The 15,699-nt window shown below is 37.9% G+C and carries 12 protein-coding genes and 1 riboswitch; of the genes, 2 read left to right on the forward strand and 10 right to left on the reverse strand.

All coding sequences use genetic code 11. The annotated features are described in order from the left end of the window. Positions 1-401: 401 nt before the first annotated feature. From thiE to TT13_RS00035, 7 genes are all read right to left on the reverse strand, one after another. Complete coding sequence (gene thiE, locus TT13_RS00005) at positions 402-1,040, reverse strand: thiamine phosphate synthase (protein WP_052348504.1); 639 nt, start codon at positions 1,038-1,040, stop codon at positions 402-404. A gap of 5 nt (positions 1,041-1,045) precedes the next feature. Next, positions 1,046-1,840 (reverse strand): bifunctional hydroxymethylpyrimidine kinase/phosphomethylpyrimidine kinase, encoded by a 795-nt coding sequence (gene thiD / locus TT13_RS00010; RefSeq protein ID WP_027698068.1) that lies wholly within the window; start codon positions 1,838-1,840, stop codon positions 1,046-1,048. Between the two features lie 10 nt (positions 1,841-1,850). Then, positions 1,851-2,591: a hydroxyethylthiazole kinase gene (gene thiM, locus TT13_RS00015; RefSeq protein WP_027698069.1), complete on the reverse strand. Its 741-nt coding sequence runs from the start codon at positions 2,589-2,591 to the stop codon at positions 1,851-1,853. 100 nt (positions 2,592-2,691) lie between these two features. Beyond that, positions 2,692-2,790, reverse strand: a riboswitch (TPP riboswitch). Positions 2,791-2,848: 58 nt separating this feature from the next. Next, a complete protein-coding gene (locus TT13_RS00020) occupies positions 2,849-3,376 on the reverse strand; it encodes a ferritin-like domain-containing protein (protein ID WP_027698070.1) in 528 nt (175 codons plus the stop codon). Between the two features lie 4 nt (positions 3,377-3,380). Continuing rightward, entirely contained in the window at positions 3,381-3,608 is a 228-nt protein-coding gene (locus TT13_RS00025) for a heavy-metal-associated domain-containing protein (RefSeq protein WP_027698071.1), read from the reverse strand. Between the two features lie 58 nt (positions 3,609-3,666). Beyond that, the gene (locus TT13_RS00030) at positions 3,667-5,508 is read right to left on the reverse strand and encodes a heavy metal translocating P-type ATPase (protein WP_027698072.1); all 1,842 of its coding nucleotides are present in this window, start codon (positions 5,506-5,508) and stop codon (positions 3,667-3,669) included. A gap of 194 nt (positions 5,509-5,702) precedes the next feature. Next, the gene (locus tag TT13_RS00035) at positions 5,703-6,863 is read right to left on the reverse strand and encodes an ATP-binding protein (protein ID WP_045476245.1); all 1,161 of its coding nucleotides are present in this window, start codon (positions 6,861-6,863) and stop codon (positions 5,703-5,705) included. Positions 6,864-7,017: 154 nt separating this feature from the next. On the opposite strand from TT13_RS00035, the gene TT13_RS00040 reads away from it, so the two are divergent. Continuing rightward, the gene (locus TT13_RS00040) at positions 7,018-8,439 is read left to right on the forward strand and encodes a C69 family dipeptidase (RefSeq protein ID WP_027698073.1); all 1,422 of its coding nucleotides are present in this window, start codon (positions 7,018-7,020) and stop codon (positions 8,437-8,439) included. 86 nt (positions 8,440-8,525) lie between these two features. Here TT13_RS00040 and TT13_RS00045 read toward each other — a convergent pair whose 3' ends face one another. After that, complete coding sequence (locus TT13_RS00045) at positions 8,526-9,854, reverse strand: McrC family protein (RefSeq protein WP_027698074.1); 1,329 nt, start codon at positions 9,852-9,854, stop codon at positions 8,526-8,528. Continuing rightward, positions 9,835-11,130 (reverse strand): McrB family protein, encoded by a 1,296-nt coding sequence (locus TT13_RS00050; protein WP_052348491.1) that lies wholly within the window; start codon positions 11,128-11,130, stop codon positions 9,835-9,837. Before TT13_RS00050 ends, TT13_RS00045 begins: the two co-directional genes overlap by 20 nt. Before the next feature lie 353 nt (positions 11,131-11,483). On the opposite strand from TT13_RS00050, the gene TT13_RS00055 reads away from it, so the two are divergent. Beyond that, the gene (locus tag TT13_RS00055; RefSeq protein ID WP_027698075.1) at positions 11,484-12,416 is read left to right on the forward strand and encodes a site-specific integrase; all 933 of its coding nucleotides are present in this window, start codon (positions 11,484-11,486) and stop codon (positions 12,414-12,416) included. A gap of 187 nt (positions 12,417-12,603) precedes the next feature. Here the strand turns inward: TT13_RS00055 and TT13_RS00060 are convergent, their stop codons facing one another. Continuing rightward, entirely contained in the window at positions 12,604-15,699 is a 3,096-nt protein-coding gene (locus tag TT13_RS00060) for a type I restriction endonuclease subunit R (protein ID WP_027698076.1), read from the reverse strand.

Here is a 15,699-nt window from a genome sequence, read left to right on the forward strand (position 1 = left end):
TTCGCAAATGTTTTTGCATCAAGTAAACTTGATGACCCTACACATTTGTTTTATCGAAACGTTATTCAGTTTTCAATGATCTACTTGTCGTTTGACGACTTGATATATACTACGCTACTTAATCAACGATGTCAACAACATATTTGCTCAAGTAAGTATATATCTTTTTGTCGAACTGACGACTTGATTTATAATACAGACATTGTTAATCAAAGTCAACAACTTTTGTCTTCGAGTTTTCACAAAGTTTACCTAACACTAAATAATTTGTTTTTTAAATTAGTCTCAAATGAATTAGCTTGCATTCTTTTAAGTAGATACATAAAAGTGTTTTTCTAATTTAATAAACTAAAAGGGCAGGTCCAGTCCGGCCTGCCCAACTATATCTTATCTATGTTCCACTACCATGATTGCTTAATTATTTCCATTGTCGCAGCTAAATCTGTCGTTTGTGTTAGTAATGAAATCATTGCTATGCCATCTAGACCAGTTCTTTTTAAAGTGGCTTGATTTTCAAGGTTAATTCCTCCAATACCAACCGTTGGTAAACTATTCTGAGCCAAAATTTCCGTTAATTGGGCCAAGCCTAATTCTGGTGCGGCATCTGCTTTAGACTGTGTCTTAAAGATTGGGCCTACCCCTAAATAATCTGCTTGGCTGCTTTGAGCCTTTTGCATTTCAACTGCGTTGCGAACTGAAAGACCAATAAAAACATTTTGTGGTAAAAATTCCCGAGCTAATTCTAATTGAACATCAGCTTGACCAAGGTGGACTCCATCGGCATCTACTTCTTTAGTCAATTTCACATCATCATTCACGATAAAATTTACACCAGCTTGCGCAGCAAATTCTCGTAAAGTCTGGGCAAATCTTAAGCGTTCATTATCATCAGCATAGATAGCACCTTTATCTCGAAATTGATAAGTAGTTATTCCACTAGTGATAATATTTTTAATTCGCTGTTCACTCTGTGGCAAGGTCAAGCCTGCAAAATCTTGTGGCCCAGCTATAAAATAACGTTTCAAAATTTGTTTATCCATCATATTTACCCATTAACCCAATGATTTAATGGTCCATGCCCATGGCCAATCTTAATGCCATCACCAATTGCTCGATTCATAAATTCTTTTGCAGTAGGCATGATTACTTCCAAAGACTTTCCTTTCGCCAAGCCTGCTGCAATATAAGCAGATAAAGTATCACCCGTACCATGGGTTCGTTTGGTATCGATTCTAGGAGCCTTATAGTAAATAACTTGGCCATCCTTGGTTAACAAAGCATCAGAAATAATATTTCCTTTCCCATGTCCCCCCTTAATCAAAACATTTGTTGCACCCATCGCTTGCAATAAATGCAATGCTTCAACCATATCTGCATCTGTCTCAATCTCTTGCCCCAATAATACAGCGGCTTCAGTCAGATTGGGCGTGATTAATTCAGCCAAAGGAAATAGATTATCCTTAATCAAATTAATTGCTTCATCTGCTAGTAACTTCGCACCACCCTTGGCAACCATAACTGGGTCTACAACTAAATTCTTCACTGAATTTTTTTCTAAACCTGTTATAACTGCCTGTGCTGTAGCTAAATCAAAAAGCGCACCAGTCTTTGCTGCCTTAATATCTAAATCATCAAAAACGGAGTTAAACTGTTCTGCAATAAAATGAGCTGATGTTGGTAAAATAGCTTGCACACCATAAGTATTTTGAGCAGTTAGGCCAGTAATAATACTAGCTGCATAAACCATCTGATTTTGAAAAGTTTTTAAATCTGCGTTTGCTCCGGCACCGCCACTTGAATCAATTCCCGCTATTGTTACGACCTGCGCTAAATTTTTCATCATTTCCCCCTTAATTTGCTTCATATAAACAATCTAGCAGTGCATTGATAAAGTTGGCCGGTTTTTGTTCAACTATCTGTGCGGCTTTGACGCCACTATTAGCAAAAAGTTCGGTTGCTTCAACTGCCGCAGCAAAATAATCTGCACTAACGGCACTAAACGTGCCAATTAGTGCTGAAAGCATATCCCCAGTACCAACATTAATCTTAAATAAATCACTATGTGCTGTAATCTTTATAACCTGTTGACCATCCGCAATAAGGTCAGTTGGCCCTGACTGTACAATAATCGCACCCGTTTTCTGTGCAGCGTCCAAGACAATCGCTTCATTAATTTGATTGTCTAAGGCATCAATGCCTTTACCGGCTACCGTTTGATTAGCAAACCAAGCAATTTCTGCTGCATTTCCGCGAATTATATTGACCTTAATTTCTTTGAGTAAGGCAGTTACAATTTCACCACGATAAGGTAATGTTACTGCCACCGGGTCCAAAATCACTGGTTTGTTAAGTTGATTCGCTAATTTCCCGGCCTCGATATAAAGCGGCAATAATTCGTCATTAAGCGTACCAATATTAATCACCAATGCCGATGCTATTTGCATTAATTCTGCAAGCTCATTTGAAGCCGTTGTCATTAACGGTGATCCACCTACATAACTAATCACATCAGCAACTCTCTGCTGGGTGACTGTATTTGCCAAATTCAAAACTAGCGGTTGCTTTTCACGTACTTGATTAATAATGCCCATCTATTTCCCTCCGATACTAGCACAGCACTTACTAGGACAAATAAAAAGCCAAACCGAGATACACCCGATTTGGCTAAATTCACTGCTTTAACTATTAATCAAAACGATAAATTCACTTCCCTACGCAAGTCTTAACTTAATCAGGTTCAAAGGGTCCGATTACTCGTCTCAGGCATACTTGCCCCCCCTAGTAAGAATATTTAATTGTTAAGTTCATTATGCCAACTTTATTGAACTTTTTCAAATAACCATCAATATTAATCATCATCCTCAGTCCGGCCTTCAAACAAAGATTTACCAAGTTCGCCCTGTAATAATCGGCACTGATGTTGATTAAACGCCAAAAGTGCAACCAATATTTGTGTCAACCTTTCCTGCTCAGCTTGCTGACTAAGTTTGATTGCCCGAGTAATAAACATATTCTGTACATCAAAATCCTTTACCGTCCGTTCCAAAATAAACGAACGGCTTTCATATTTGTCCTGTCCACTCTCTTGAATCATCGCATACTCAACATATTCCGCTAGTGTCGTTGGTACAAGTTCACCCAAATCAACTAAATGCTCACTAAGCTCTTCAAAATAGTTTAGTTCAGACTGTGCTAACTCTGTAAAAAGTTGTTGATCGGCAATTTTAGCTAAATATAAGTGTCCTTGCCGTAATTTATTCCAGGTAATAATTAAATTTGCTAAGACATGACTGACCATTGCACCAGCAGTTGGTTGCTGATGATCTAGTTTTACTTGCTCTAACTCGTTTGCATATAATTCGGCCGCTGTTGTCATAGGACTATACCTCACTAACCTTTGTACTAATCACTGGATAACCTAACTTTTCAACTATTCCAACTAAAGCAGCACTTGCAAGCAGACCAGAGTCAAAAGTCACCTTAACTTTACTAGCATTAAACAATACTTTTACATTGCTAACTCCAGCTTGTTTTACTAGACTCTTTTCGATTTTCACCATACATGATGGGCAGGTTAGCGTATCTAGTTGCATACTTATTTTTTTCATCGAATTTACCTCAGTTTCTTAACTTTTTTCAGCATTAAATAATTGAATTAACTTGATGCTAGCCAACTTTAAAGTAAGTTAAACGCATTGCATTCACAATAACGATTAAAATACTTGCTTCGTGAACAAACATACCGCTCGCCATGTGAATATAACCAAAGAACAGCATAATAAATAAAAATATAACCGTTAACACCGCGATAATAATGTTCTCAACTACATTTTTTTGTGCCTTTTTTGCCAGTCCATAAGCATGCTTTAGGCTAGCAAAATCAGCATTTATTAACACGACGTCGGACGTTTCAATTGCTACATCCGTGCCACTCCCCATCGCAATGCCAATATCAGCCAGTGTAAGTGCTGGGCTATCATTTATACCATCCCCAATAAAAGCCACTTTTCGACCGCTCTTTTGTAGCCTTTTCACAATTTCAGCTTTAGCTGTTGGCAACAAATCAGCTTCAAAACGATCTAGCGGCAGCTGGCTAGCTAGCATTTGGCCTGTCTTTTGACTATCACCAGTCAACATAACCAATTGCTTAATGCCCTGCCTTTTCAAACTATCTAAACTTGCAGTAACATTTGGTCGTAATTTATCGGTAATCGCAAAAATTGCACGTACATGGTCGTCAGCAAACAATACCGTCGACATTCCAGCTTTTTGGAAGGTTAATAAGTCAGCCTGCATTGCTTCGGTTAATTGCACCTCATGGGCTGCCAAAAGTTGCTGGTTACCAACCAGCCAAGTTTCCCCAGCGATTCGGCTAACGATTCCTTGACCCATACGAACCTCTGTTGTTTCAATTACAACTTGGCTAGCTATTTTTAAATAATTAACAATGGCTTTCGCTAGTGGATGATTGCTCTCTTTCTCAATTGCGACCAATTTTTCCTGTGTTGCTAAATTAAAATCATAACTTTTTACATTCACGACACTAGGTTGTCCTTGCGTCAAAGTACCAGTTTTATTAAAAAGCATGGTATCAACCTGAGCTAACGTATTTATCGTTTCGGCTCCTTTAATTAATATTCCATGTTTCGCGCCGTTACCAATTGCAGCCACCATCGAAACGGGTGCTCCAATTACCAGCGCTCCAGGGCAAGCCAAAACGAGCATTGTAATTGCTAAGCCTAAATTCCGACTAACTAAGCCCACCACAAGCGCTATTACTAAAATAGCTGGCGTGTAGTATTTAGCAAAGGAGTCAATAAAATTTTCAACTGAGCTCTTGCTATCCTGAGCCGTTTCGACCATTTCAATGATTTTCCCAAAGGTAGTATCTTCACCCACCTGCTTTGCAGTAATCCGCAACGTACCATTTTCAACGATACTTCCCATAAAAACCGTATCACCGATTTGTTTGTGTACCGGCATTGCTTCGCCGGTTATGCTTGCTTCGTTAACATAAGCACCGCCTTTACTAACAATACCGTCTACTGGAATTTGTGAACCAGTCTTAACAATCAACAAATCATTAACTGCAACTTGGTCAATATCAACAATTTCAGCGCTACCATTAGCTAACTCTCGTACAGCAGTTTTTGGCGCCAAATTAGTTAATTGTTTGATAGATTGGCGGGTTCTTTCTAGGGTCTTCTTCTCCAAAAAACTACCAAATAAAAAGAGAAAAGTTACCATTGCGGCTTCTTCATACTCGCCAATTACCATGGCGCCAATCACTGCAATTGTAACTAGCAGTTCAATTGCAATCACGCCAAATCGCAAGGCTTGATATGCCTTTATAGCAACCGGAACGAACCCAAATATGGCTGCAATAACTAATAAGGTTGTACTAATTTCAAACCAGGCCATTAAATGTGTACCCCAAGCAAGGCCCAACATTATCGCTAAGGCAGTTACTACTTGACCGTTATGTTTTAGCATAAATTTCTGTAGCATGCTCCAAACACCTACCCTCCTTTTATTTAACATACCTAGTTTAGGTGATTGGCACTTTATAAAACTTGTCGAGCATCAAGTTTTGCTTAAATAACTAAATAAAATGCAATAAAAAATAAGCTAATCAAATTCCACAGCTTAGTGCGTGCAAAATTCAATTAACTTATAAACACATCTATTCTAACTTGACGTCGTTATTTAACTGCTTTGATTTTAATAAATTCCAAAAAGCGATTATTTTGATAAACTGCTGCCTGCCCCACTGGCAACTCAGTTATTGTCTGTGCCTGCTCAGGTTGGATTGTCGTCAGGTAGCTTAGCTCATCCCGACTAACGATTTGATGAACTAATAAATTAGCAAATTGTGTCACCATTTTAACAGGTAAATCTAATGGTGATTGTGTTGTTAAGGTTAAGTTTATGCCATATTTACGCCCCTCACGTAATATTTGAAAAAGCCCATTTTCTGCAATCTTATCCGTTACCACCGGTAAATAACGATGCGCTTCATCTAGAAAAACCATCATAGGGAAACGCTCTTGATTCTTTGTTCGGCTCGCCAATAATCCTTGCATCAACAAGGAAACTAACTGTCCTTGTAAGACCGGTAAAGCTTTAAGGGCTGACAAATCAATTACTAGACTACGATGATGACTTTGATTTTTTGCGAATAATTGTACAACAAAATCAATTGCAGTCTTTACCTTCCTTTGTCCCGGCTTATTTGTCGCCGTAAACTTGAATACCGCACCAATAATCGGGTCATTAACTAGCTCCTGGAGTTTGATAATATCTGACCAATCTTCACGGATTGCCGCATAATCATATACTTGTCCCAACACTTGATAGTCTGCTCGCTCATCAGCAAACGGAACTACGTATTCTTCGATAATTTGTTGTGCAAGTAATTTCAAATCATAATCGTAGGCCCAATGCCCTAGCCGTGCCAGCTGACGACTATATTTTTTGATTGCGACATTAATTTTGGGATAAATAGTACCTTGCTGCGTAATATTTTTTTGAATACGCAAAGCAGCGATTGCCTGCGCTAACTTGCTTATAAACCGTTGATTTTCAGATAAACCAAAAATTTGATTAAAATCATTAGCCGATAAACGGCTCGCTTCAAAATAGCTATTCTCCGCCAGCTTGTATACAATCGCATTCGGGACCGTGCTATATTCACCAGTTGGATCAAGAATAATATTAGTTTGATTAGTTGCTTGAAGTTCATCAATCGCGGCTAGCACGGTGGTAGTTTTACCACTACCGGTTTGGCCAATTACTAATGTATGCGCATTATTAATTAGTGGTTTTGCTGCCAGCTTCGCAATTTCTACATCTTTTACCATCATCTAAAGTTCTCCTCAAAGCTTCTAGCTGGGTTCGTTTAATTAATATATTTCTTACTTGTTATTACCTTAATTATAAAGCGAATCCGGACATTAAACTTTTTTCGCTCACTTTTTAATAAAAAGCGTAAAATTAAAAAGAAAAAGGGGATTTAAAATGATTAAATTAGAAGACCGAATTAAAGGCTCATGTACTACCATTCTAGTCGGAAAAGCTGCATCACTTGATGGTTCAACTTTAATTGCCCGTAATGATGATGGTCATGAAGCCCTTGACCCACAACGTTTTGTGGTCGTTACACCTGAGCAACAACCACGGCACTACGAAGCCGTCCTATCAGGTTTAAAGTTAGACTTACCTGATAACCCACTCCGTTATACTTCAATTCCAAATGCCAATTTGAGCAATGGAATTTGGCCGGCAGCTGGTATCAATAGTAAAAATGTCGCCATGTCTGCGACCGAAACAATTACTACCAATCCGCGTGTTTTGGGACTAGACCCTTACGTTGCAGCTGGACTTGGTGAAGAAGACCTTGTAACGCTAGTGTTGCCATACATCAATTCAGCTCGTGAAGGTGTTTTGCGCCTCGGTGAATTGCTCAGCCAACACGGTACCTACGAACCAAATGGTATCGCCTTCTCTGATAACAACGAAGTTTGGTGGCTAGAAACTATCGGTGGTCATCATTGGGCGGCTGTCCGTATTCCAGATGATGCCTATGTAGTTGCGCCAAATCGGATGAACATTGATAAGTTTGATTTTACTAGTGCAGACACCCTAGCTTCAGATGACTTACAAAGCTTTATCGACGATAACCAACTTAACCCTGATTTTACTGGTTATAACCTACGGCACATTTTCGGTTCATCTTCAATCAAAGATACTGTCTATAACAACCCACGTACTTGGTTTGGTCAGAAGTTCTTTACCCCAGAAATTGGTACAGAATACGAGCCAACGGAACAAGATTTGGCCTTCATTATGCACGCCAATCGTAAAATTTCCGTTGAGGATGTTAAGTATGTATTGAGTAGTCACTTTGAGAATACTCAATACGACCCTTATGGTCACGGCTCAGTCAGTGACCGCAAGCGTTTCCGTCCAATTGGTATCAACCGTAACCACAATGTGCACGTTCTCCAGATTCGTAATAATGTACCTGCTGATATTGCTGGTATTCAATGGATTGCCTTTGGCGCAAATACTTTCAACACGATTGTGCCATTCTATACCAACGTTGAAGATACGCCAGCTAGCTATCGCGATGCTTCTGATACCTTTGACCCTACCAACATGTATTGGTTAAGTGCTACAACAGCCCTCTTGGGTGACACAAACTATGAGTTCTATATGGATATGCGCGATGGTTATGTACTTGAAGCCATGGCTGAATACCATGCAATTCAACATGAAGTTGATGCCCGTGTAACTGGTAGTGTTGATGTACCCGTCTTACTAGCTGATGCTAATGACCGCCTAGCTAAAATGGCCGTTAAGAAGCAGACTGAGTTGTTAGGTAAGATGGTCCGCTCAGGTTCAGAGCACATGACCCTACGCTTTAACTTCAACGACTAAGCGATAAATAATTTATTTTTAATGCAAAAAGCCATGACCAGTAGTGAGTTAACTCACCATTGGTCATGGCTTTTTCAATGTAACAGTTATAAATCATTCAACGCTGCTAATAGTTTGGCTTCGCTGATTTGCATTGCAGCTTTAAAGTCACTGTAAGTCATCCTATTTTGCGGGATGTGTAAGCCTAATTTGGTAACTGTTGCGTCCGTTCTTTCTACTACATTGTCCTCATAACTGGTCCCAGCGTTAACATTCAAAATGATACTATCAACGACCGCTGTTTCAGGATAAATATAAAAACCCTTTTGTGCATTAAACCGATACATATAAGCTAGAATTTGTTGGTAATCTTTACTACTAATATTCTTAGCCCATTTATATTTTGCATCAATAATTACCCGGTTAGCATTATTTTTACTAATAAAGTCTGGGTATATTTCGCCTGACTTTTTTCCAGCATGCGAGAATAAGTATTGACGGCCAAGGTGCTTTTTATTCTGGGGATGATAAAAATCATCGCCTAGCAATCCATTAACATACTCTTCCCAGAGCCAAGCCCCATCAAATAAAAAGCCTGCAATCTTTTGTTCGCCTATATTAACTTGTTGCCGCTGATGACGTAATAGCGAAATACATAAACGTTGTAAAATCTGATATTCGCGATAGTAACCATGGCGAAGCCTTTGCCGTTCATTTTCATTTAAAATATCAAGCCGTGCACGTCTATCATAGCTAGGCGTCGCCTGGACGATTTGCTGAACTTCATCACGTACTTGTTCGAGTAACCGGTCACCATAGGATAATTGCTTTATCGCTTCAAGCGTATGCCGGATTAACTCCGTCAAATAATTATCTTGAATAAAATCATCACTTTTATAGGCAAATTTACCGGTGAAAGGCATATTTTTGCGAATGTGCTCCGCAACATCAAGCGTCCCTTTAAGATTTGAATCGTTATAGTGATGTTGCACGTAGGTTTTAAAAAGGCCTTTACGTAGCGCTTGTTTTAAATAATGTGGAAATATGAAGCTTAGTAGGTTTAACGAGTTATCCGTCGTACTTGCATCAATGGGCAAATTCAGTGCATTGGGGATGTCTAATACCCGCTCAATTAAGTATTGCGAAAAATAATCATGTTCTTTATTTGCGAAGCGTGACTGAATTACTAGCCGTTCGTCGGCCTTACCAAGAAAACCCATTACATTTGAAGAGCGATAGTCATCATTAATTTTTTGTAAAACGAACTGGCCTTCTGAAAGGTCATCTGCTATTCTACCCTCATCTGGTAAAGCAAAAATACCACGCTGCTTCAAATAAGCTAAATTTTTATTAACCAATAACTGCCCTAGCTGAGGTACCGTAGCAATTTCACTAGGCATTACCTTACTATTATCTTTAACCCTCAGAATTTTCATCAGCATCACTCTGTTCTAGTTCAGGGTAACCATAAGCATTGGCAAATTGTTCCATAATAGCCTGTTCGTTGTACATTCCCCGCACATATTCAGCCAAGACTGGTTGTAAATAACCTGTCCAGAGTTGGTCAAAAGTTAATTGCTTTAGATTGAGAAAGTAGGCCGGACCAATCTGATAATTACGACCTAGTTCGGCAACACCATTAATCACTTGATTTAAAGCCGTTAGCTTTTTAATAGCTTGTTCCCGCTTTCCTTCATCCAAATCAGCTAACATCGCCAATCGTGTATCTGACGCAATCTCAATAAAACGAAAGCGGCGGTGCATAGCAAAATCAAAAACGCCAACCGAACGGTCAATATCATTCATAGTTCCAATAATATAAAGGTTCGCTGGAATCGAAAACTTCTTTTCAGGGTCTTCATGCAAATTCGCATACTGAGTTGCCACTGCACCAGCTCGGCCACGGTACCCTGGATCAATCGCAAAGAATAGTTCACCAAATATCTTGGCGACTTCACCGCGATTGATTTCATCAATAATAAAAACATAGGGCTTTAATGCCACCCGCTTGATACCACTAGTATCAGGTTGGATTGTTTGTTCTTTAATTGCTTTATAAATCGCTAAAATGTATGAGTAACCTTGGGTTGCATTAAGCTTACCAAAAAATTCTGTAACATCTTTTACTCGCTCAAAAGTTTGCTTAGCCTGCAACATCGCTCTAAGGTCATTAAGGCTAAGGATAAGCTTATCAGTAATGGTGTTTCCTGGGATTGAAACATAAATTCGTTGCTCATCACGTTTTGTAATATAAAACTCACGACCAGTCATAATAGTTAGCTTAATTTCATCAGATTCCAAAGTTGCAAAGAATTGCATTATCATATCTTCTACGGAAACTTCTTTTTCAAGCTCCAGCTTAGATTTTTGCGCATCATCAAAGTTTTTTTGCGCCTTTGCGACAAAGTTAGTAAAATTCCCCATCCGCAACTCAAAACCCATTGAGCCATCTGCATCCTGTTTTGGTCGTAAACCTTCAACAAAATCAGTGTAATCATAGCTGGGGTGGAACTGCACAAATTCAATCTGTTGCTGAGTTTCTTTATCAAGGCGTGTATAATCGTCAAATTCACCATTACTGATAATACTAGTAGCGACTTGCTTAGCTAGGTAAGTTTTCCCCGTTCCCGGTGCACCATGAAAAATAACATTTTTCGAATTAATTAAAGCATTTTTATAGGTATCTATATATTCGTTTACTTGATTTTTCATGGTACTTTTCCTAGTTCTAAATATTTTATATTGTTATTATCGTAACATATTAATTAGGTTTGTTTCGCCAATAGATTATGTTTTCTACAAAGCAAAAAGCTGTTTAATCAAAATATGATTAAACAGCTCGTTATATAAAAACTCTTACAGACTTATTCAACAAATTAAGAATTACTTTCTCGTAATAATACACATAAAACTAAAAACTATTTTAGTTTTAATGCGTCTTTAGCCCTGATATGTCAACTAAACTAAATAAATAGGCTAAAATTAAATTACTCTCCCGTAACGTACACTCCCTCGTCATTCTTCATCAGCATGAGCTATTAATGAACACAACAGAGGAGAACAATATGTTTGATGAAAGTAATCCACACGAACTTTTCCATATTTATTACAAACACTGGATTTCCGTTTACAAAGATGGAGCTATTCGAAAAGTTACAATGAATAAATATCTAATGACTTATCAATGGTTAGTTAAGCTCGTCCCAAATTTGAAAGTTAGCGAATTAACGCGTAGTGCTTACCAGCAGCTTTTAAACGAGTATGCCAAAGAACATGAACGCCAAACCACCATGGATTTCCATCATCAGCTTAAAGGTGCTGTCCTTGATGCCGTTGATGAAGGGCTCATTCAACGTGACCCAACCCGTAAAGCCATTATCAAAGGCAAAACACCGCGGGAAAAAAAGCCCAAATATCTCAATCAATTTGAGCTACACACCATGCTTACTCATTTAAATCTCTCACAAGAAATTAACTGGGATTGGTTTATTCTACTCATCGCAAAAACAGGAATACGCTTTTCGGAAGCTTTAGCAATAACCCCTAAAGACTTTGATTTTCCACATCAACTGTTATCCATCAATAAAACTTGGGATTATAAATTAGAAGGTGGCTTCTCACCTACGAAGAATCGTTCTTCGGTACGTAAGGTTCAACTTGATTGGCAAACCGTTATCCAATTCTCAGAATTAGTTAAAGACATGCCAGAAAGCGCACCTATTTTTGTTCAGGATAAGAAAAAGGTTTATAACTCAACCGTAAATGGCATCCTTGAACGTACTTGTAAAAAAGCGAATGTTCCTATCATCACTATCCATGGGCTCCGTCACACTCATGCTTCACTTTTATTATTTGTTGGTGTTTCAATTGCAAGCGTTGCCCGCAGACTTGGACATGCCAGTATGACAACTACTCAAAAAACCTATTTGCATATCATCCAAGAGCTCGAAAACCAGGACGTTGATCTAATTATGCGGTCACTTTCTGGTTTAAGCTAGACACAATAACCTAGCTCATACTGATGAAGGGTGATGAACTTGCTGTGATTACTGGAAAGGTATTTAATTTACTCATCTTTATTTAAAAATAATATATGGTTAGATATTTAGTTATCTTTTAAACTAGCTCAATTTCAGATTAAAGTATCAAGCATAAGTGTTATATCCTAAAATTTCTACTTTACGTTCAATTAAACTGTTGTTTTGTTTCTAGCAACCACTTAGGTAGTGCCTGAGTCAATCTCATGTTATGTCTAAGCTTGTTGCCAGCACTCTGATTTTTAGCTTTTGAAAAATCAACGCTCCGAATTATTTCATCAATATATGGTATAACATCACGATTTGAAATAACGTAGGCCGACAAAGAGTGACTCAGTAAATTGTCATCAATTCCCCATTCTTCTGCAAATAATGTGACAAGCGCATCTTCTTTATCTTTGCGCCAGTTCTCAAATGCTTCATCAAAATTAATGTTTGTCGAGATATGCCCCAATACAAGCTCTGTATCAACAAATTCTTTAAGTAAGCTAGCCTGCTCAGCCTCTCCCATACTACTCAATTCTTGAATTTGTTCATGAATGATGCGTAAAGTTTCACTATCCACACTTTGCACTGCACCATTCAAATCAACTTTTTTACCTATTAAACTAAGAATATGAGCCGCATTAATTACCTGTGTACCTTGAAGTTTAGTTTTACCAGCTAGCGTTTTAATTGGTTCAACTACTTCTTCTCCTCCAGTAGACGGAAAAAGATTCTTATATGCTCCCATGTATTGTAACCATTTATGTTCATCTAAACCAAAGGTAATATCATTCCATTCATATTCATAATATTGTTGAACAAAATTAAGTTTATCTAATGCAGCAAAAAAGGCTAATTTAAATACCGTCTTACCTTCTTCATCATCGCGTAAACTTGCCCATTCAGTCGGATCTTCTAACGTTACTACTAGTGCATCCATCTTAATTTTCAATTTTTTCACTGCGGTTTCATAAAAATCAACAATCGCTGGGCTACTACTTCCGCCACTTCCGTAAAGTTCTAAAGCCTTATTTACCGTTTCTTCAGTAATTCTAGGGTATTGGAAATTAATAATTGTACCAAACTCCTTATTTGGACCAAAAACACGATTGGTACGTGAATATGCCTGGATAAGGCCTTGTAATTCTAGTCCTCTGTCAACATACAAGGTATTTAATAATTTTGAATCATATCCTGTGAGTAACTGGTCAGCTACAATCACAAAATCAATATTCTTTTTACTTAACCCGCTACCACCATAAGGTAGTCGATTAATAATATCCTCAAAGTAGGCATCTTCGCCATGCTTTGCATCCCCTACAACATATTCTATACCGGTAAATTTAGCATAATCTTTAAACATATCTTTGATGACTTCACTTGCAACTTGCTCTGTTGAATTTTCATTACCGAAACTAAATGTCATAGCGATATTTGGTTTCTCATCATCTTCTTTGAACTTTTCTGCGATTTGCTTTTTGAATTCATTGTAATACGCAAGCACTCTGCTTTTATAAGCAACCGTCAGTATCGCATTAAATTCACCTTGTTGTGATTGATTTTGCCAATTTTCAAGAATCTCAGCTACCACGCGTGGAATATGCGTCTCATCTTGATAGATAAGAAGCCCCTCTTTGGCCGCATTTTTTTCAACTTCAACTTCTGACCAACTTTGAGTAATTCTCTCAATTTCCCGCTCTGGTAAATCGGGCCGCTCTAACCCTATTTTGTCTGTAAGCTTTTCTCTAAGATCTTCATAACTACGAAATTCGCCAGTATTTAAATAATCAATGTGAAAACCGAGAACATTCTTATCTCTAATTGCTTCATCAATAGTATATTGATGAAGTTCTGGTCCAAATAGCTTCTCTGTAGTATTAATGACCTCACTCTTCTCATTAAACTTACCTTTCACCTTATTTTCATCAAATAGCGGTGTTCCAGTAAAGCCATAAAAAAGTCCGTTCTTTTTGAAATAATTTTTTATATCTCCCATCATTTGTCCCATAGTCGTTCTATGAGCCTCATCAATAATAAAGATAATTTTTTTATCAGTCAGACTATAATCATGTCCTTCAACTAAAGACTTTATTAGAGCATTAAGCTTAAAAGTCGTAGTGACAACAATACCATGTTTTGATTCTCTTAAACTGCGTCTAAGCATATTAGTAGATTTTGTACCACTAACATCGACACTCTCATACGCTGCATAAGCTTCAAACTTTTCTGTTGTTTTATTATCTATTTCACGTCGATCCAACAAAAAAACAACTTTATCAAATCCCGCACGAATCGAAAGAAACAATGCTGTTTTAAAACTAGTAACAGTTTTACCTGAGCCCGTCGTATGCCAAACAAAGCCACCATGTGGAACACCACCGTTGTCCCAGCCAATGGCAGCAGCTTCAACAGCTTGCAACGCATAAACTTGATAAGGACGCATCAGCATATGCCGACGATTTGCCTCAACTTCTTTATCTTCATCAATTACAAGATAATCACCGACCATTTGGTGAGCCATTGGAATCATCAAGAAAGTTTCAACAACCTTTGCCCAATTATTAATTGGTTTATTGACCTTATCAGACCAATGAAAGACAAATGCAGGATTAAAATCATTGACTGATTTAGGCGTTGCAAAATAGCGGGTCTCAATCTCAGTTGTTATAACCATCATTTGAGAAAAGGCCATAAAACCATTTGTGTATTCACCATCTTTGTAATAACGTTTAAATTGACCAAAAGCTTCATCCAATGACTTATCGGTCCGCTTTTGCTCAATATTAATTAAGGGTAGTCCATTAATTAAAAGTACAATATCAAACCGATTGTTATTTGCAGTAACAACTTCTCTTGCTATCTTGTAGGAAGAATCTCCGCCGCTCACCTGTGCTCTCTTAAAAATAGTCAAGGCTATTTGTTGTTTTGTTACTTTTGGATTTGGGTCACGGTAGATACCATCAATTTTCCCTTTTGAATCTTCAATTGAAAGTATTTTAGCTGCTTCATAACTATTATTTATACGGTTAACTTTTGATAAAACTTGTTGAAACTCAGCATCAGTTAATTCAATACCTTCCAGTTGATCCGTATTTAGTCGATTAAGCTCTTTTCGCCAGTGCTTAATAAGATCTTCAACTGTAACTTTTTGTTTAGTTCCGTCTAATTCAGTCGGTAATTCCCATTTGTATTTGCTCAGTTCATTAACAAATTTCTGTTGAAAAATACGCTCAGAAGCATTCTTTGGAGCATTGCTCAT

This window comes from Weissella oryzae SG25 (assembly GCF_000691805.2).
Classification (GTDB): Bacteria; Bacillota; Bacilli; order Lactobacillales; family Lactobacillaceae; genus Weissella; species Weissella oryzae.